The 19386-nt window shown below is 69.1% G+C and carries 16 protein-coding genes; 13 read left to right on the plus strand and 3 right to left on the minus strand.

Annotation, left to right across the window (positions count from 1 at the left end):
* Nucleotides 1-74: 74 nt before the first annotated feature.
* Nucleotides 75-3005: a M36 family metallopeptidase gene (locus HDA44_RS27715; protein WP_184839322.1), complete on the plus strand. Its 2931-nt coding sequence runs from the start codon at nucleotides 75-77 to the stop codon at nucleotides 3003-3005.
* Nucleotides 3006-3309: 304 nt separating this feature from the next.
* On the opposite strand, the gene HDA44_RS27720 is transcribed toward HDA44_RS27715, so the two are convergent.
* Nucleotides 3310-4404 (minus strand): LacI family DNA-binding transcriptional regulator, encoded by a 1095-nt coding sequence (locus HDA44_RS27720; protein ID WP_184839324.1) that lies wholly within the window; start codon nucleotides 4402-4404, stop codon nucleotides 3310-3312.
* 111 nt (nucleotides 4405-4515) lie between these two features.
* Between HDA44_RS27720 and HDA44_RS27725 the strand changes: the two genes are divergently transcribed.
* The 3 genes from HDA44_RS27725 to HDA44_RS27735 are packed head-to-tail and all read left to right on the plus strand — an operon-like array spanning nucleotide 4516 to nucleotide 6802.
* Nucleotides 4516-5418 (plus strand): amidohydrolase family protein, encoded by a 903-nt coding sequence (locus HDA44_RS27725; RefSeq protein ID WP_184839326.1) that lies wholly within the window; start codon nucleotides 4516-4518, stop codon nucleotides 5416-5418.
* Nucleotides 5415-5975, plus strand: coding sequence for a cysteine dioxygenase family protein (locus tag HDA44_RS27730; protein WP_184839328.1), 561 nt, complete (start codon nucleotides 5415-5417; stop codon nucleotides 5973-5975). The genes HDA44_RS27725 and HDA44_RS27730 overlap by 4 nt, the downstream gene beginning before the upstream one ends.
* Nucleotides 5976-5995: 20 nt before the next feature.
* Nucleotides 5996-6802, plus strand: coding sequence for a PhzF family phenazine biosynthesis protein (locus HDA44_RS27735; protein ID WP_184839330.1), 807 nt, complete (start codon nucleotides 5996-5998; stop codon nucleotides 6800-6802).
* A gap of 11 nt (nucleotides 6803-6813) precedes the next feature.
* Here the strand turns inward: HDA44_RS27735 and HDA44_RS27740 are convergent, their stop codons facing one another.
* The gene (locus tag HDA44_RS27740) at nucleotides 6814-7434 is read right to left on the minus strand and encodes a hypothetical protein (RefSeq protein ID WP_184839332.1); all 621 of its coding nucleotides are present in this window, start codon (nucleotides 7432-7434) and stop codon (nucleotides 6814-6816) included.
* Between the two features lie 135 nt (nucleotides 7435-7569).
* Here HDA44_RS27740 and kdpF point away from each other — a divergent pair, with 135 nt between their 5' ends.
* The 9 genes from kdpF (at nucleotide 7570) to HDA44_RS27785 (ending at nucleotide 18081) form a co-directional block, all read left to right on the plus strand.
* Entirely contained in the window at nucleotides 7570-7659 is a 90-nt protein-coding gene (gene kdpF, locus HDA44_RS27745; RefSeq protein WP_184839334.1) for a K(+)-transporting ATPase subunit F, read from the plus strand.
* Complete coding sequence (gene kdpA, locus HDA44_RS27750) at nucleotides 7659-9320, plus strand: potassium-transporting ATPase subunit KdpA (RefSeq protein WP_184839336.1); 1662 nt, start codon at nucleotides 7659-7661, stop codon at nucleotides 9318-9320. Before kdpF ends, kdpA begins: the two co-directional genes overlap by 1 nt.
* 8 nt (nucleotides 9321-9328) lie before the next feature.
* Complete coding sequence (gene kdpB, locus HDA44_RS27755; RefSeq protein ID WP_184844391.1) at nucleotides 9329-11398, plus strand: potassium-transporting ATPase subunit KdpB; 2070 nt, start codon at nucleotides 9329-9331, stop codon at nucleotides 11396-11398.
* 8 nt (nucleotides 11399-11406) lie between these two features.
* The gene (kdpC, locus tag HDA44_RS27760; RefSeq protein ID WP_202887603.1) at nucleotides 11407-12030 is read left to right on the plus strand and encodes a K(+)-transporting ATPase subunit C; all 624 of its coding nucleotides are present in this window, start codon (nucleotides 11407-11409) and stop codon (nucleotides 12028-12030) included.
* 12 nt (nucleotides 12031-12042) lie between these two features.
* Entirely contained in the window at nucleotides 12043-14610 is a 2568-nt protein-coding gene (locus HDA44_RS27765) for a sensor histidine kinase (protein ID WP_184839340.1), read from the plus strand.
* The gene (locus tag HDA44_RS27770; protein WP_184839342.1) at nucleotides 14607-15284 is read left to right on the plus strand and encodes a response regulator; all 678 of its coding nucleotides are present in this window, start codon (nucleotides 14607-14609) and stop codon (nucleotides 15282-15284) included. Before HDA44_RS27765 ends, HDA44_RS27770 begins: the two co-directional genes overlap by 4 nt.
* 4 nt (nucleotides 15285-15288) lie before the next feature.
* Nucleotides 15289-16182 (plus strand): hypothetical protein, encoded by an 894-nt coding sequence (locus tag HDA44_RS27775; protein ID WP_337906492.1) that lies wholly within the window; start codon nucleotides 15289-15291, stop codon nucleotides 16180-16182.
* Between the two features lie 106 nt (nucleotides 16183-16288).
* On the plus strand, nucleotides 16289-16534 hold the full coding sequence (locus HDA44_RS27780; RefSeq protein WP_184839345.1) for a type B 50S ribosomal protein L31: 246 nt from the start codon (nucleotides 16289-16291) through the stop codon (nucleotides 16532-16534).
* Between the two features lie 125 nt (nucleotides 16535-16659).
* Nucleotides 16660-18081: an aromatic amino acid lyase gene (locus HDA44_RS27785; RefSeq protein WP_184839347.1), complete on the plus strand. Its 1422-nt coding sequence runs from the start codon at nucleotides 16660-16662 to the stop codon at nucleotides 18079-18081.
* 84 nt (nucleotides 18082-18165) lie between these two features.
* On the opposite strand, the gene HDA44_RS27790 is transcribed toward HDA44_RS27785, so the two are convergent.
* A complete protein-coding gene (locus HDA44_RS27790) occupies nucleotides 18166-19377 on the minus strand; it encodes an SGNH/GDSL hydrolase family protein (protein WP_184839349.1) in 1212 nt (403 codons plus the stop codon).
* Nucleotides 19378-19386 lie beyond the last annotated feature (9 nt).

The following is a 19386-nucleotide window of genomic DNA, read 5'->3' on the forward strand; positions in this document are numbered from 1 at the left end:
GCAGGCTTAATGTCAGCCCCCGGGACGGGTCGTGGAGGGCGACCCGCAGATCACGAACTCCATGGAGATTTGCTGTGACCACATCACGCAGAGGGCGGGGGCTCCTGGCAGTCTCCGCCGTCTCCGCGGCCGCGACCGTGCTGGCCATGACGGCCACCGGCGCGAACGCCGCGCAAACCGCGAAGCCCGACCCGGCCAAGCCCGCCCAGTCGGAGAACTTCGGCGGCAAGGAGCAGAAGGGCTACTACGACGCCCGGACGCCGAACGCCAAGACCACCTACGCGCGGTCCGCGAAGGTGGCCGGCAAGGAGACGGCGGCCTCGGAGAAGTTCCGCAACTCGCTCGGCACCCAGGGTGTCGTCGAGCTCGACCCGAACACCGGTACGCCGGCCCAGGTCACCAAGCTGAACGGCTTCCTCACCGGCAAGAGCGGTAAGAAGGCCGAGACCATCGTCCTCGACTACGTCAAGGCGCACCCGGAGGTCTTCAAGCTCTCCGCCGCCGACCTCGGCACGCTGAAGCTGCGCAAGGACTACGTCGACGACCTCGGTACGCACCACATCTTCTGGTCCCAGGTCGTCGACGGGGTCGAGGTGTTCGGCAACGGCCTGAAGGCCAACGTGACCAAGCACGGCCAGCTGGTCTCCGTGATGGGCTCGCCGGTTTCCGGCCTGGCCTCGGCGGCGCAGTCCCGCTCCGCCGCCGCCGCGCCGAAGCTGAGCGCCTCGGCCGCCCGCAGCGCCGCCATCGAGGACATCGGCGGTACGGCCAAGTCCGCGACCGCGAAGTCCGCCGGGGTCAGCACCACCTTCAGCAACGGCGACACCGCCAAGCAGGTCTGGTTCCACACCGCGGACGGTCTGCGCAAGGGCTGGCTGACGTACGTGAACGCCGGCGGCACCAAGGTGTACTCGCACGTGATCGACGCCCAGACCGGCGGGCTGCTCTTCCGCCGCAACCTGTCCAGCGCCGCGAACGGTGACGCGCTCGTCCAGGACAACTACCCGGGCGCGGCCAAGGGTGGTACCCAGCGGGTCGAGAACCTGATCTACAACAAGTGGCTGCCGAAGAACGCCAAGACGCTGCTGGAGGGTACGTCGGTCGCCGCCTGGGCGGACGTCAACGACGACAACCAGCCGAACGCGGGTGAGACGGTCAAGGTGCCCGGCACGGCGGGGCCCAGCGGGACCGGCGCCGAGTACAAGCTGACCAGCTTCCCGAACGCGTCGTCGTTCTGCTCCGCGTCCTACATCTGCACCTGGGACCCGGCCAAGCCGGACTCCTGGAAGACGAACATGAACCAGGACGTCACCAACGCGTTCTACCTGGCCAGCAACTTCCACGACTGGCTGGCGAAGCCGCCGATCAGCTTCACCCCGGCGGCGGGCTCGTTCGACGCGGCCGGCGGCGACCCGGTGCACCTGAACGCGCTCGACGGCGCGGCCACCGGTGCCGACGGCGGCCCGGACGCGAACCACATCGACAACGCGAACATGAACACCCCGCCGGACGGCACCCCGCCGACCATGCAGATGTACCTGTGGCACCAGCCGGGCGCGACCGACGCGCAGGACCCGTACGTACCGGCCAGCGGCGCCAACGACGCCAGCATCCTGTACCACGAGTACACCCACGGTCTGTCCAACCGCCTGGTCGTCGACGCCACCGGCAACTCGACGCTGAACAGCATCCAGGCCGGCTCGATGGGCGAGGCGTGGAGCGACTTCTACGCGATGGACTACCTGGTCTCGCACGGTCTGGAGAAGGACACCACCGCCCCTGGTGAGGTCCTCGAAGGCAAGTACGTCGCGCACGGCGAGCTGTTCCGGACCGAGGCGATCGACTGCCGGGTGAAGGCGGTCAGCCCGAACTGCGTCAAGGCCAACGGCGCCAAGGGCGGTTACACCTACGGCGACTTCCCGACCATCGGTGGTACGCCGGAGGTGCACTCGTCCGGCGAGGTCTGGGCGCAGACGCTGTGGGACCTGCGCGAGCGCTTCGGCCGCGGGTACGCGATGAGCATCATCACCCGGGCGATGGAGCTGGCTCCGGCCGACCCGACGATGCTCGACATGCGGAACGCGGTCGTCCAGGCCGACCTGATCGCCAGCGGCGGCAAGAACGCCGACATCATCTGGACGGTCTTCGCCAACCGCGGCATGGGCTGGTACGCCGGTGTCGTCGACGGCGGCGACGCCTACCCGGCGGAGGACTTCCACAAGCCGCCGACAGGCGCGACCACCACGCTCAGCGGCACGGTCAAGGACAAGGACACCGGGGCCCCGATCGCGGGCGCGCTGGTCTACGTCGGCGGCCACTCGTCCGGTTACGCCGGTGACTACGCCGGTTCGACCGACGCGGCCGGCAAGTACACGATCACCGGCGTGGCTCCGGGTACGTACCCGAAGGTGGTCGTCTCCGCGCCGGGTTACGAGCTGATCGTCCAGTCGGTCAAGGTCAGCCCGGGCGCGAGCGCGAACTTCGTGCCGCGGCGCAACTGGGCGGCATCGTCCGGCGGCGGCACGGTGGCCGGCTTCAACGGGCCGGACTTCAGCCCGCAGTGTGGGCCGGACTTCGCCATCGACAACGCGCAGGGCACCGGCTGGGGCAGCACCACCGGCGACAACAACGGCACGGCGACCAACACCATGATCGCCAAGCACGTCGACATCAAGCTGCCGGCGAAGGTCAACGTCAGCAACTTCAACGTCGACCCGTCGAACACCTGCGGCGACCCGGGCAGCTCGTCCACCGGCCAGTACCGGATCGAGACCTCGGCCGACGGCAGCACCTGGGCCACCGCGGCGGAGGGTACGTTCGGCGCCGCCAACCGGGGCAAGTACAACCTGGTCGCCCCGACCGGCAACGCGACCGGCGTCCAGTACGTCCGGTTCTGGATGCTCAGCCCGCAGGTCCCGGACTTCGCCACCAACTGCCCGAACGGGGCCTTCGGCGGCTGCAAGTTCACCGACATGACCGAACTCCAGGTCTTCGGCACCAAGTAACACCCCGCAGCACCCCGCAGCACCCCGCGAAGGCCGGCCGAGCACCCGCTCGACCGGCCTTCCGGCATGTCAGGGGGACCCGTCAGCCCCTCCGGCTAGCGCCATTTGGGACGTGAACGTCCGCCGTTGCCCGTTCACCACCTGCATGCGGGTGGTGAACGGGCACTTCGGGAGGTTCACCTCCGAAATGGGGATCGGGCCGGGGGTGGGACGGGTGACCGGATGGTGGACAGTGGGGGGTAAGTCTAGTGTTTTGGTTTAGTTTCGAAAGGTGGAGATTGGCGCTGACCTGACGGCGCCCGGCTCAGTGGGTGGGCGGGGCGGCTACCGAGCCGCGCTCGATCAGGGTCGGGGTGAGCGTGGTACGCCGGACCCGGCGGTTGGTGTCGACCGCGGAGGTGACGCGGGCGACGACGTGACTGACCAGGGCGTCGAGTGGCCAGTGGAACGTCGACAGGGGTGGCGTGAGCAGCTGCGACATCGGCTGGTCGTCGTAGCCGAGCAGCGAGAGGTCGTCCGGGATGCGCAGGCCGAGCTCACGGGCGGCCGCGTACACGCCGAAGGCCATCGAGTCGGCGAGCGCGAGGATGCCGGTCGGGCGCGACGGACCGGTCAGCAGCGTACGGGCGACCTCGGTGGCGCCGGCCAGATCATGCGGACACTGCAGCAACTGCAACCGCAGACCAAGCTCCCCAGCCACCCGCTGCGCGAGTTCTTCAGCCGGCCGCCAGGCCACCGGCCGAGGCTGAACAGCATCAGACTGCTCCACGTCCAACCGGTGGGTCGAGGTGGGTGCGGCGAGATCGCCTTGGCCGGCGGCGAGCCGGCGGGTTGGGATGAGGATGGCGAGGTCGTGGTGGCCGGCGGTGGTGAGGCGGCGGAGGGCTGTGGTGACGCCGGTCTCGTTGTCGAGGACGACCTCGGACTTTGCCTTCGCGCCCGGCAGGGCGTCGCCGATCGCGATCACCGGTGCCTGCTCGGCGATCTCCGCCCAGCCCTTCGCGGCCGGGTCGATCGGGATCACCACGATCGCGTCGGCGCGGTGGTCGACCAGGTGCTGGGCGAGCTCGAGTTGCCGGTCGGCATCGCCGGCCGAGTCGATGATCCAGGCGTTCCGGTCCGGGGCGAGCAGCTCGCGGCCGAGCGCGGCGGCGACCCGTTGCTGCCACAGGTCCTCCAGCGACGCGCACAGTACGCCGACCGAGCCGCTGCGCCCGGAGGCGAGCGCCCGCGCGACCGGATCGGCCTGGTACCCGAGCCGGTCGGCCGCGTCCTGAACCCGCTGCCGGGTCTCCGGCGTGCCGTGCAGACCACGCAGCGCGTACGACACGGCGGCCATCGAGAGCCCGGTCTCGGCGGCGATGTCCTTGAGGGTTGGCCTGCGGCCGGTTCCGGACATGCCCACGACCCTAGCCGGGGGTACGGACAGAAACTTGACAGGACGCCCTTTGAAGCGCTTCACTTGGTACACGCTGAAGCGCTTCAATTTGATCAAACCGAGGAGCGGTCGATGATCGACGTCCACCAGCACCTCTGGCCGGAGGCTTTCGTGGACCGGCTCCGGGCTCGCCGGCAGCCGCCGTACCTGACCGGCTGGACGCTGCACACCGCGACCGAGGCGCCGTACGACGTGGACCCCGCCGCGCACGAGCTCGGCAAGCGGGTCGCGCTGGAGCAGGACCTCGGTACGACGCTGGCGGCCGTGTCGCTGTCGAGCCCGCTGGGTGTCGAGCACCTCGGTGACGAAGAGCTGCTGACCGCCTGGCACGCCGGGGCGGCGGAGTTCCCGAAGCCGTTCCGCGCCTGGGCTTCGGTGAACCTGCTGGAGCCGGACGTCGAAGAGCTGAAATCCCTGCTGGCCAAGGGCTTTCTCGGCCTGCAACTACCCGCGCACGTGCTCGGTACGCCGGCCGGCTGGGATGCCGTCGGTGAGCTGCTGCGTACGGCCGAGCTGTCCGGCCGGCCGATCCTGGTGCACCCCGGCGTGGCTGACCAGACCGATGGTCCCGGTTGGTGGGCGCCCGTCGTCGACTACACCGCACAGTTGCAGGCCGCATGGTGGGCCTGGCACGCGTACGGGGGCCGGCGCGCGTACCCCGAGCTGCGGATGTGTTTCGTCGCGGCGGCCGGGCTCGCGCCCGTACACCACGAGCGGCTGACCGCGCGCGGCGGACGGCTCGGCACCATCGACCCGAAGTTGTACGTCGACACCTCGAGCTACGGCCCGCAGGGGATCGACGCGGTCGCGCGAGTCCTCGGTATCGACCAGGTCGTGCACGGCACCGACCGGCCGTACGCGGGGATCACCGACCTTCGCCAGGGCGACGCCGCGACCGCGGTGATCCGCCACGACAACCCGCACCGGCTCTTGTTCGGTGCCGGATTCCCACCTCCTGAGAGGGGAGTGCAGTGACTGCTCAGCCCATCGATGTACCTGACATCCCGGCCCGCCAGGCCAGCCGCCTCGTGGAGCTGAACAACTGTCTGTCGCTGGACGACCTGCCCGGCCGCGACCTGACCCCGGCCGAGCTCTCCGAGCTGGCCGCGTCGATCGCCGCGCAGCCGCAGCTGTGGGAGGACAAGGTCGCGTACAGCGACGAGGAGCGCGTGTTCGCCTCGCTGCACCGCGACGCCAACGTCGACGTGTGGCTGATCTGCTGGACGCCCGTCAACGACACCGGCTGGCACGACCACGACGTCTCGTCCGGCGCGGTCGCGGTCGCGAAGGGCAAGCTGGTCGAGCACAACCTCGCCATCGGGACCGACTCGATCGAGACCGAGGTCTCGGCCGGGGACGTGTACGGCTTCGGGCCGGACCACATTCACCGGTTGACCGGGCTCGACAAGGGCAGTGTCACCGTGCACGCGTACAGTCCGCCGCTGTGGCGGATGGGTCAGTACACCGCGAAGGACGGTGTACTTCGGCGCATCTCCGTCTCGTACGCCGATGAGCTCCGCCCGCTGGACTGACTTGTACTAGCGTCGGACCCATGAGGATTCGGGTCGTCGATGCGTTTGCGGAGCGGGCGTTCGTCGGGAACCAGGCCGGCGTGTGCGTACTGGAAGCCGGCGACTGGCCGGACGAGAAGTGGATGCAGGCGGTCGCCGCGGAGATGAACCACGCGGAGACCGCCTTCGTCCGTCCGAGCGCCGGCGCGGAGGCGGACTGGGATCTGCGCTGGTTCACGCCGACGAACGAAGAAAAGCTGTGTGGGCACGCGACGCTGGCGACGGCGCACGTGCTCGCGTCCGACGGCAAGGTGACCGGCAAGGCCTCGTTCTCGACGCTGAGCGGGGTCCTGGTGGCGGACGTCGCGGACGACGGCATCACGCTGGACTTTCCGGTGAACCGGCCGGTCGCGGTGGACGTTCCTGCCGGGCTGGTGGCGGCGCTGGGGCTCGAGCCGCTGGAGACGTACATCATCGGCGACCTGCGGGACCTGCTGGTCGTCGTACCCGACGAGGCGACCGTGCTTGCGGTGGTGCCCGACTTCGACGGGCTCGAGGTGATCACCAAGCAGGTGCGGCTGCGCGGGATCATCGTGACGGCGCCGAGCGAGCGGTACGACTTCGTGTCCCGGTTCTTCGCGCCCGGGAGCGGGATTCCGGAGGACCCGGTGACGGGAAGCGCGCACACCGGACTGGCGCCGTACTGGGGCGATCGCCTCGGGCGGGACGAACTGGTCGGCTACCAGGCGTCCGCCCGAGGCGGGGTCGTGCGGGTCAAGTCGTCAGGTGACCGGGTTCTGCTGACCGGTCACGCGATCACCGTCCTCGACGGACAACTGCTCGTCTAGGACCTGCTCGTCTAGGACCAGGTCTCGGCGTGGGTGGCCACGCCGTTCGGGGCGATCAGTTCGGTCACGACGTCCTCGGCTTCGACGTCGAGCGGTTCGTACGGTGCTTCGGGTACGACGTACGCGCGCGCTCCCGCGACCATCTCCGTACCTGGCAGCTCGAACCAGGCTTCGCCGACCTCGCGGCTGATCTCGTAGATGGCCTGCTCGGCGGTGTCGACCGGGTCGCGGTCGCCGGACTCGTCCAGCTCGGCCGGGTGCCGTTCCTGTGCGGCGCGACCGGCTTCGAGCAGCGTGTCCAGGTCGAGTACGCGCAGATCGAACCGCGACACGACGCTGATCACGTGGTCCTGCTCGGTCTCTTCGTCGTCTTCCTCGACCGGCTCGTCCAGCAGCAGCGGCGTCGTGCCGGTGTGCTCGAACACGGCGTCGTTCCAGTCCTCGACCACGCCTTCGAGCGCGGCGTTGTGCTCGAACAGCGTGGCGTGGTCCTCGGTGCCGGTCATCGCCAGCAGCGCGTCGGTGTGCGCCTGCAGCCGCTCGGCGAGCTTACGGCTCGCGGCGGCGAGTGCCTCCCGGGTCTCCGAGGAGAAGAACTGCTCGGCGGGGGCGGTGGTGTCGATCTCGGTCACGTGGGTGTTGATCCCTGTCTGTGGGTCGGAATACCAGCCGCAAGTATGTGAGAAGTCCGTGAGAGCTGTACAGCCGGGTGTGAGAGGACTGCGAGAAGCCTCCTGACCGGGCAGGTAGCGGTGTGCAGTGGAGGCATGAACGCCGAGAACATCGCCGGTCTGGTGGTTGCCGCCGCGCTGGTCCTCTATCTGATCGCCGCCCTGATCTTTCCCGAGAGGTTCTGATGTCAGACACCGCGGCCGGCCTCCTGCAGGTCGGCTTCCTGATCTTGTGCCTGGCGGTGGTCTACCGGCCGCTCGGTGGGTACATGGCGCGTACGTACGAGTCCGGGAAGGACCTGCGTGTCGAGCGTGGCCTGTACAAACTCTTCGGCGTCGACGCGCGCGCCGACCAGACCTGGGCGGTGTACGGGCGGTCGCTGATCGCCTTCTCGGCCGCGAGTCTGGTACTGCTCTTCCTGCTGCAACGCCTGCAGCACTGGCTGCCGCTGTCGCTCGGCCTGCCCAGCGTCCCGAACGGTATCGCCTTCAACACCGCCGCCTCCTTTGTCACGAACACCAACTGGCAGTCGTACTCACCTGAGGCGACGATGGGTCACCTGGTCCAGTTCGCCGGGCTGGCCGTCCAGAACTTCGTCTCGGCGGCGGTCGGGATGACGGTGGTGATCGCGCTGATCCGCGGCTTCACCCGCTCGAAGACCGACCGCGTCGGCAACTTCTGGGTCGACCTGACCCGGACGCTGCTGCGCGTTCTGCTCCCGATGGCGGTCATCGGCGGTCTCGCGCTGGTCGCGATGGGCGTCGTGCAGAACTTCTCCGGCGGTCACGAGGTGACCTCGGTGGTGGGCCAGACCCAGACGATCCCGGGTGGCCCGGTCGCCAGTCAGGAAGTGATCAAGGAGCTGGGTACGAACGGTGGTGGCTTCTACAACGCCAACTCGGCGCACCCGTTCGAGAACCCGAACGGCCTGTCGAACCTGTTCGAGATCTTCCTCCTGCTGGTCATCCCGGTCTGTATGACCCGGACCTTCGGCTTGATGGTGAAGGACAAGCGCCAGGGGTACGCGATCCTCGGCGTGATGGGCACGATCTGGGCCGCCTTCACCTTCTCCGCCACGTTCTTCGAGACCCGGGGTGCCGGCACGGCGACCCAGGCCGCCGGAGCCGCGATGGAGGGCAAGGAGACCCGGTTCGGCGAGTGGGCGTCCGCACTGTTCGCCAGCTCGACCACCGGTACGTCGACCGGCGCGGTGAACTCCGCGCACGACTCGTTCACCCCGCTCGGCGGCGGTACCGCCCTGTTCCACATGATGCTGGGCGAAGTCACACCCGGCGGTACCGGATCGGGCTTGTACGGGATGCTCGTGCTGGCGATTCTCGCGGTCTTCGTCGCGGGCCTGATGGTCGGTCGTACGCCGGAGTACCTGAAGAAGAAGATCACCGCGCGCGAGATGAAGCTGGTCGCGCTGTACATCCTGACCACGCCGACCATTGTCCTGGTCGGTACGTCGATCGCGATGGGTCTGGCCTCCGCGCGGGTGTCGATCTTCAACACCGACAGCCCGCACGGATTCTCCGAGGTGCTGTACGCGTTCACGTCGGCCGGCAACAACAACGGCAGCGCGTTCGGTGGACTGAGCGCGAACACGCCGTTCTTCAACACCGCGCTCGGAATCGCGATGCTGCTCGGCCGGTTCGTGCCGATCCTCTTCGTACTGGCGCTGGCCGGATCGCTCGCGAAACAGCAGCCGGTGCCCGTGACGCAGGGCACGCTGCCCACCCACAAGGCCCTGTTCGTGACGCTGCTGGTCGGCACCGTGCTGATCGTCACCGGCCTTACCTACTTCCCCGCCCTGACCCTTGGACCCCTCGCGGAGGGACTGTGACCACGCTGATGAACCCGCCGGCCGCGAAGCCGGCGGCGACCCCGAAGCGGGCCCCCTCGGGCCTGTTCGACCCGAAGCTGCTGCTCAGCTCACTGCCGGACGCGCTGCGCAAGCTCGATCCGCGGGTGATGTGGAAGAGCCCGGTGATGTTCGTGGTCGAGGTCGGCGCGGTCGTGTCGACGATCTTCGCCGTCACCGACCCGAGTGTGTTCGCCTGGTGGATCGTGGTCTGGCTGTGGCTGACGACGATCTTCGCGAACCTCGCCGAAGCCGTCGCCGAGGGGCGCGGCAAGGCGCAGGCGGAGACGCTGCGCCGGGCCAAGACCGAGACGACCGCACGCCGCCTGATCGCGGACGGCGAGGAAGAGGCGGTTCCGGCGACCCAGCTGCAGCTCGGTGATCTGGTCGTGGTCGAGGCCGGCCAGATCATCCCCGGCGACGGTGACGTGATCGAGGGCGTCGCCAGCGTCGACGAGTCGGCCATCACCGGTGAGTCGGCGCCGGTGATCCGGGAGTCCGGCGGCGACCGGAGCGCGGTCACCGGCGGTACCAAGGTGCTGTCCGACCGGATCGTCGTGAAGATCACCACGAAGCCCGGTGAGAGCTTCATCGACCGGATGATCGCGCTGGTCGAGGGCGCGTCCCGGCAGAAGACGCCGAACGAGATCGCGCTGAACATCCTGCTGGCCAGCCTGACGATCGTGTTCCTGATCGCCACCGTCACGCTGCCGACGTTCGCGAACTACGCGCATACCAACCTCAGCGTGGTGATCCTGGTCGCGCTCCTGGTCTGCCTGATCCCGACCACGATCGGCGCGCTGCTGTCCGCGATCGGGATCGCCGGGATGGACCGGCTCGTGCAGCGCAACGTACTCGCTATGTCCGGCCGTGCGGTCGAGGCGGCCGGTGACGTGAACACCTTGCTGCTGGACAAGACCGGCACGATCACCTTGGGCAACCGGCAGGCGGCCGAGTTCATCCCGGTCGCGGGCGTGTCCGATACCCAGCTGGCCGACGCGGCGCAGTTGTCCAGCCTGGCCGACGAGACGCCGGAAGGGCGGTCGATCGTCGTACTGGCGAAGACCGGGTACGGACTGCGGGAGCGGCACACCGGCGAGTTGCCGCATGCAACGTTCGTCGAGTTCACCGCGCAGACCCGGATGAGCGGCGTGGACGTCGACGACCGGCAGATCCGGAAGGGCGCCGCCGGTGCGGTGAACGCCTGGATCGGCGCGCACGGCGGGCGTACGGACAGCCGGCTCGGGGAGATCGTCGACGGAATCTCGGCCTCCGGCGGTACGCCGCTGGTCGTTGCCGAGAGCATCGACGGCGAGGCGCGGGCGCTCGGCGTCATCCACCTGAAGGACGTGGTCAAGGCCGGGATGCGGGAACGGTTCGACCAGATGCGCGCGATGGGCATCCGGACCGTGATGATCACCGGCGACAACGCGCTGACGGCGAAGGCGATCGCGGACGAGGCCGGGGTGGACGACTTCCTGGCCGAGGCGACGCCCGAGGACAAGATGGCGCTGATCAAGAAGGAGCAGGAGGGTGGCCGGCTGGTCGCGATGACCGGCGACGGTACGAACGACGCGCCGGCGCTCGCCCAGGCCGATGTCGGCGTCGCGATGAACTCCGGTACGTCGGCCGCCAAGGAGGCCGGCAACATGGTCGACCTGGATTCCAACCCGACCAAGCTGATCGAGATCGTTGAAATCGGCAAGCAGTTGCTGATCACCCGCGGCTCGCTGACCACGTTCTCGATCGCCAACGACGTGGCCAAGTACTTCGCGATCCTGCCGGCCCTGTTCGCCTCCGCGTACCCGGGCCTGGACAAGCTGAACATCATGGGCCTGCACTCGCCGCAGTCGGCGATCGTGTCCGCGATCGTGTTCAACGCGCTGATCATCGTGCTGCTGGTACCGCTGGCGCTGCGCGGCGTCCGGTACAAGCCGTCCTCGGCGTCCGCGATGCTGCGCCGCAACCTGCTCGTGTACGGCGTCGGCGGGCTGATCTCGCCGTTCGTCGGGATCAAACTTCTCGACCTGGTGATCTCCTTGATCCCCGGTCTGCGCTGAAAGGACATTTGCTGATGGCAAGCAGTTTCCGGCAGCTCGGTGTCGCGGTCCGGGTGCTCCTGGTCTTCACCGTGATCCTGGGCGTGCTGTATCCGCTGAGCATGACCGGGATCGCCCAGGTGCTGTTCCCCGGGAACGCCAACGGTTCGATCGTCAAGGTCGACGGCAAGGCGGTCGGCTCGGACCTGATCGGTCAGGGGTACACGCTGGACAGCGGGACGAAGGACGCCGACGGGAAGCCGGTCATGGTCGCGGACCCGAAGTGGTTCCAGACCCGGCCGTCGGCGGTCGACTACGACGGGATGGGTAGCGCGGCGTCGCAGTACGGGCCGAACAACCCTGAGTTGGTGAAGCTGATCGACGAGCGCCGGCAGGAGGTCGCCAAGCTGAACGGTGTCGACCCGTCACAGGTCCCGCCGGACGCGGTCACGGCGAGTGGCAGCGGCCTCGACGCGGGCATCAGCCCGGCGTACGCCGCGATCCAGGTGAACCGGGTCGCCCGCGAGCGGGGGATGACCGTGGTGGCCGTCCAGCAGCTGGTCAAGGAGAACACCACCGGCCGTACGCTCGGCTTCCTCGGCGAACCGTACGTCAACGTGGTCACGCTCAACGCCGCGCTAGCGAAGAGCTGAGAGCATGTTGGTATGAAGCGCGGGTATCTGCGGGTGTACCTCGGGGCCGCGCCCGGTGTCGGTAAGACGTACAAGATGCTGGGCGAGGGGCAGCGACGCCTGGCCCGGGGGACCGATGTGGTCGTCGGGTTCGTCGAGACGCACGGGCGGGTGCACACCGCGGAGATGCTCGAAGGGCTGGAGGCGGTGCCGCGGCGGATCATCGACTACCGCGGCGCCAGCTTCACCGAGCTGGACCTCGATGCCGTACTGACCCGGCGCCCCGAGGTGGCGCTGATCGACGAGCTGGCGCACACGAACGTACCGGGCAGCCGGAACGAGAAGCGCTGGCAGGACATCGAGGAGCTGCTGAACGCCGGCATCGACGTCATCTCGGCGGTCAACATCCAGCACCTCGAATCGATCAACGACGTGGTCGAGAAGATCACCGGCGTACCGCAGCAGGAGACCGTACCGGACCGGGTCGTCCGCGCCGCCGACCAGATCGAGCTGGTCGACATGACGCCGGAGGCGCTCCGGCGGCGGATGGCCCACGGCAACGTGTACGCGGCGGACAAGATCGATGCTGCCTTGGGCAACTACTTCCGGGTCGGCAACCTGTCCGCGCTGCGCGAGCTCGCGCTGCTCTGGCTGGCGGACCGGGTGGACGCGGGCCTGCAGCAGTACCGCGCCGAGCACGACATCGACTCGACCTGGGAAGCGCGGGAGCGGGTGGTGGTCGCGCTCACCGGCGGTCCCGAGGGCGAGACGCTGATCCGGCGCGCCGCCCGGATCGCGGCGCGGTCCTCGGGCGGCGACCTGCTGGCGTTGCACGTGGCCCGGTCCGACGGCCTGACCGGGGCGAACCCGGGCAAGCTGGCCCAGCAGCGGCACTTGGTCGAGAAACTCGGCGGCACGTACCACCAGGTGGTCGGCGACGACATCCCGGACGCGTTGCTGACCTTCGCGAAGGCGGAGAACGCGACGCAGCTCGTGCTGGGCGGCAGCCGCCGTTCGCGGTTCGGGACGCTGTTCAGCGGGCCTGGCATCGGCGCCACCACGATCCGCGACTCGGGCGATATCGACGTACACATCGTCACCCACTCGCAGATGGGTCGCGGCCGGCTGCCGCGGACTCACGGCAGCCTGTCCAAGCGCCGGAAGATCCAAGGGTTCGCGCTGTCGGTGCTGCTGCAGCCGCTGCTCGCGTTGGGTCTCGGTCTCGGCGGCGATCGGCTGAACCTGACCAGCGACGTACTCGTGTTCCTGCTGGCCGTGGTGGTGGTCGCCTTGGTCGGCGGGCGCTGGCCGGCGATGGTGACGGCGATCGGCGGGTCGCTCGTACTGAACTGGTACTTCACCCCACCGACCAGGACGTTCACCATCGCGGAGGTGAACAACGTGCTGGCGCTGGTGATCTTTGTCCTGGTCGCGGCGATGGTCAGTTCGGTGGTCGACCGAGCGGCGCGAAGGACCAGACAGGCGGCCCGGGCCGCCGCCGAATCGGAGACGCTGGCGACCTTGGCCGGCTCCGTACTGCGCGGCGAGACCGCGTTGCCCGCGCTGCTGGAGCGGGTCCGGGAGGCGTTCGGGATGACCGGCGCCTGCCTGATGGAACGCGTGGACGACGACGAGCTGACCGAGATCTGGCGCCCGCTGGCCTCGGCCGGAACGCTCACCTGTACGCGGCCGGAGGAGGCCGACGCGGAGATCCCGGCCCGGGACAACCTCGTCCTGGTGCTGCAGGGTCATCAACTGGAGGCGGACGAGCGACGGCTGGTGGGTGCGTTCGCGGCACACGCCGCCGCGCTGGTGGATCGGGCCCGGCTGAGCGAGGCCGCCGCGGAGGCGAAGCCGCTGGCCGAGGCCGACAAGCTGCGTACGGCGCTGCTGCGCGCGGTCGGGCATGACCTGAGGTCACCGCTGGCTTCGGCGAAGGCGTCCGTGACGTCACTGCGCAGCGACGATGTCGAGTGGAGCGAATCCGAGCGGTCCGAGCTGCTGGAGACGGCTGACGAATCGCTCGATCGGTTGTCGCGGCTGGTGGACAACCTGCTCGACCTGAGCCGATTGCAGGCCGGCGTACTGCCGGTGTTCACCCGGCCGATGGCTCTGGACGAGATCCTGCCCGGCGTACTGGCGGAGCTCGGCGATGACGGGGATGAGGTCGCCGTGGACATCCCGCATACGCTGCCGCTGGTCGAAGCCGATGCGGCGCTGCTGGAGCGGGTGGTCGCGAATCTGCTGGCGAACGCGATCCGGTACTCGCCGCCCGGCCGGCCGCCGCTGGTCACCGGGAGCGCGCTGGGTGCCACCGTCGAGATTCGGGTGATCGACCGTGGCCCGGGCATCCCGAGCGAAGATCGGGACCGGGTGTTCGCACCGTTCCAGCGGCTCGGTGACACCGACAACACGGTCGGCGTCGGCCTTGGCCTGGCGCTCGCCCGCGGACTCGCCGAGGCGATGCGCGGCAGCGTGCAGCCCGAGGACACCCCGGGTGGCGGACTGACCATGGTGGTCTCGATCCCCACCGCCGCCCTCCGCCCGGCCGACACCCCGGTCCCCGGCACCCGCGAACGATCCGAGAAAGAGGCCCCATGACCAGAGTGTTGGTGGTTGATGACGAGCCGCAGATCGTGCGGGCGTTGCAGATCAATCTGAAGGCGCGCGGGTACGAGGTGCATCTGGCCGGGACCGGTACGGCAGCGCTGAAGGTTGCCGCGCAGCATCCGCCGGAGCTGGTGATTCTGGACCTCGGGCTGCCGGACTTCGACGGGGTGGACGTGATCCGCGGGCTGCGCGGCTGGACGGACGCGCCGATCCTGGTGCTGTCCGGGCGGATCGACCAGACCGACAAGGTCGAGGCGCTGGACGCCGGCGCGGACGACTACGTGACCAAACCGTTCGGCATCGACGAGCTGCTGGCCCGGATGCGCGCCGTACTGCGCCGCAGCAACGTCGCCCAGGACCAGCCGGTGGTGACCGTCGGCGGCGCCGTCGTCGACCTGGCCGCGAAGCGGGTCACGCTGGCGAACGGCGAGGACATCCGCCTCACCCCGACCGAATGGCACCTACTGGAGGTCCTGCTCCGCAACCCTGGCAAGCTGCTCGCCCAGCGCCAGCTCCTGACCGAAGTCTGGGGCCCCGGGTACGAGACGGCCAGCGGCAACCTGCGCTTCTACATGGGCCAGCTCCGCCGCAAACTCGAACCCGACCCGGCCCGCCCGAAGCACCTCCTCACCGAACCCGGCATGGGCTACCGCTTCGAACCCTGATCGGGTGTCCGTTTCGTTCAAGACGTCGTGGATGCAGGTGCGGCAGGCTGTGGGCATGGACATGTACACGGCAGGGCGGGACTTCGTACGGCGGGACGGGCGGGTGCTCGAACGGCGGCTGTTCGCGACGATCTTCGAGGGCGCCGACCCACAGGGCGTGGTGGATGCGCTGCGTGGTTACCAGAACGCCGACGGTGGATTCGGGCACGGCCTGGAGCCGGACAAACGCTGCCCGGACAGTCTCCCGCTGGACGTCGAGGTCGCCTTCGACACCCTGATCGCGGCCGGTACGCGGGACGAGGAAATGATCCGCCGGGCAGCGGACTGGCTGGACAGCGTCGCGACGCCGGACGGCGCGGTCCCGCTGTGTGGACCGGCGGTCGAGGGGTACCCGCGCGCGGAACACATCAGCGAGTGGACGTACCAGCCGGGCATCAACCCGACCGCGGGCCTGGTCGGCCGGCTGCACCACCTGGACGTCGCGCACCCGTGGCGCGACCGGGCGGAGGCGTGGTGCGCGGCTGAGCTCGAGAAGGGCTTCCCGGAGGACGCGCACGGGATGCACGAGGCGATGGAGTTCCTTGAATACCGCAAGGACATCGACCTGGATCGCGTACGCGACTGGTTGCCGAAACTGCAGTACTTCCGCGCCGACGCGGCCGACCCTTCGTACGGCGTGACGCCGCTGCAGTTCGCGTCGACACCCGACAGCCCGTGGCGGGAGCTCTTCACCGAGGCCCAGCTCGAAGCCCACCTCGACCGCCTGATCGCCGACCAGCAGGACGACGGCGGCTGGGCCATCACCTGGGAACCGCCCGGCCCAGCGGCCACCCTGGAGTACCGGGCGGTCGTCACCCTCGGCGCCCTCCGGACCCTGAAGGCGTACAACCGCCTGTAGTTCGACGGGAATTTAGGGAGCGCCTCGACGGTTATGTGGTCCGTGCGGATGAACCGGTCCACCCCTTGACCGATCCGTCCGCTCCCTACTTGGAAGGAAGTTCAGCATGCAGAAGGACATTCATCCCGACTACCGCCGGGTCGTCTTCCGGGACAAGTCCGGCAACTTCAGCTTCCTCACCGGCTCGACCCGCGAGAGCACCCAGACCGTGGTCTGGGAGGACGGCAATACCTACCCGGTCGTCGACGTCGAGATCTCGTCCGCCAGCCACCCGTTCTACACGGGTCAGCAGCGCGTGATGGACACCCAGGGCCGCGTGGAGAAGTTCAAGAAGCGCTACGGCAAGCAGTAACACCCGATCAGCCCGCCACCGTCCTGGTGGCGGGCTGACCTTTGCCTGGCTGATGTCTCGTATTTCAGATACCGAGCTGGGCGCGGCGCTTACCCCCGGGGTGGGGGTGGTTTCACACTGTGGGGATGGAACCGGTGGAGCTCACGGGTGCCGGCCTCAGTCCGCTGGAGGCGGTGGCGCTCGGGCAGCGGCGTACGGCGGTACGCCTGGGGGAGGTCGCGCGGAAGCGGATGCTGGCTTCGGCGGCCGTGGTGGCCGCGGTGTCGGAGCGGCGGCCGGTGTACGGGCGGACGACCGGCGTCGGCGCGAACCGGGACGTACTGACCGCGGACCCGGAGCACGGCGCGCGACTGCTCGGTTCGCATTCGACCACCGGTACGACCTCGTACCCGAAGGACGTCGTGCGGGTCGGCCTGCTGATCCGGGTCAACCAGCTGGCCGCCGGTGGGTCCGGGCTCGATCCGGCGGTGGCCGACGCGATCATTGGGCTGCTCAACGACGATGACCTGCCCGACCTGCATCGTGGTGGTGCGATCGGTACCGGCGACCTCGGTCCGCTGGCCGAGCTCGGGCTCGCGCTGGGCGACGTGATCGACGGTACGAGCGCGCTGCCGCTGCTCTCCAGCAACGCGTTCACGTTGGCCGAATGCTGCCTGGCGTACGTGGAAGCGTCGACGCTGATCAACGTCGTACCGCTGGTCGGCGCACTTTCGCACGTCGCGCTTCGCGGCAACGCCGAGGTGTACGACACCCGCGTCCACGAAGCGCGGCCGCAACCGGGACAGGTCCGCGTCGCGCGGCGGATGCGGGAACTGCTCGACGGGCTGCCGCTGCGGCCGGCCCGGGTGCAGGACCCGTTCGGCCTGCGGGCGTTCGCGCAGGTGCTCGGCCCGGCCGTCGACCATTCCGATGCCCTGGGCAACAGTGTGCGGATCGACATCAACGCGGCCGCCGAGAACCCGCTGGTGGCCGGCGACACCGTACTGCACAACGGCAACTGGCACGCGATGCCGATCGCGCTCGCGCTCGACTCGCTCCGGCTCAGCCTGCACAGCGTCGCGACCCTGTCGACCACCCGGGTCGCGAACCTGGTCGACCCCGACTACACCGGCCTCAGCCGCTTCCTGGCCAGCGGTGCCGAGGCGAGCTCCGGCGTGATGATGATCGAGTACGTGGCGCACGACGCGCTGGCCGCGGTCCGCTCCGCCGCCCAGCCGGCCACCCTGGGTACGGCGACCCTGTCCCGCGGCGCCGAACTGCACGCCAGCTTCGCACCACAAGCCGCCGCGCTCACCTCACAACTCCTGGACGCGCTCCGCGAAGTCCTCGCCAGCGAACTGGTCACCGCGGTCCGCGCGATCCGCCTGGCCGGGCTCACCCCCAAAGCGCTGGCCCCCGCGGCCGTCGGCCCGTGGCTGACCGACGCCCTGGCCGCTCTCCCCGACGACCTGGCCGACCGCTCCCTCCGCGAGGACCTGGAAATCGCCCGCGGTCTGTTGACCCAATGGGGCGACCGGCAAGTTGAACATCCGGCGGAGGCCGGCTAACGACAGGAGGTTGTCTGACCCGCCGGCGACGGTCACGCTCAGCGCAGCGCGCCGACGGGTCAGATCCGGCACTACCTCCTGTCCTTACAGCTGCCGGAGGTCGAACGCGGCAGCCATCGCCTTGAAGCCGGCCGCGTTCGGGTGCAGGTGGTCGCCCGCGTCGTACGCCGGCAGGAACTTCGACGGAGCCGCCGGATCCCGCGTGGCCTTGTCGAAGTCCACCACCCCGTCGTACTCACCCGAGGTCCGGATCCACGTGTTCAGCGCCTGCCGATCGGCCTCACCTTCCGGGGTGTAATACCCGGCCCCTTCGTACGGCGTCAGGGTCGCGCCGATCACCTTCAGCCCGGCCTGGTGCGCGCGCCGGATGAACTGCCGATGGATCGCGATCAGGTCCGCCGGATCGGTCGCGCCACGGCTGTTCCCGATGTCGTTGATGCCTTCCAGCAGGACAACCGTCCGTACACCGGTCTGCCCGATCACGTCCCGATCGAAGCGCGCCAGCGTCGAGTCACCCGCCGTACCCGCGTTCGCGAGCAGACGGTTGCCGCTGATGCCGGCGTTCAGTACGCCGAGCTCCCGCGCCGGTGGGGCGGCCAGCAGCCGGTCGGCGAGCTGATCCGGGTACCGCAGGTTCTTGTCCACCGGCGACACCACCCCGTCGGTGATCGAGTCGCCGAACAGAACGACGGACCCGCGTACGCGACTCTGCACGTCCACACCTTCGATGATGTACCGCGCCGCACCCGGGATCGCCTGGTACGCCGACCCGTCACCGCCGGTCTGATCACCGGCCGCCGAGAACCCGGTCGCGTACCCGGCCGGATGCTGCGTGAGCGGACCGGTCGGCCCGGGGAAGTACGTGCTGATCACCAGATCGGTGTCCTCCGGTACGACAACGCGGACCGGATCGGACACCCACTCGGACCCGACCGGGATCGTCACCGAAGCACGCCCGTCGAACAGCACAGGCACCAACTTCGCCGGGTCCACCGTGGGCGTACCCGCTTGTGCATCACCGCGTGGCGTCACACTCACTTTTCCGACCACGAGCGGGCGCGTTCCGTACACATGGGACAGCCGCAACCGGACCTGCGCCCCACCAACCGACAGATGCGCGACCTGCCGAAGGGTCGTGTCGGTGACGCCGGTAGCCGACAGTCCGGACGTCCCCGGCGGCGTAACCGCAACCGACCAACTACCAACCCACCCGGCGGGCTGCACCGCTGTCGCACTCGGCGTGACAAACCCACCAACCAGAACAACCACAAGAGCCAACCACTTGAACCGACGCATAAGACCACC

The sequence above is a fragment of the Kribbella solani genome (assembly GCF_014205295.1).
GTDB lineage: Bacteria > Actinomycetota > Actinomycetes > Propionibacteriales > Kribbellaceae > Kribbella > Kribbella solani.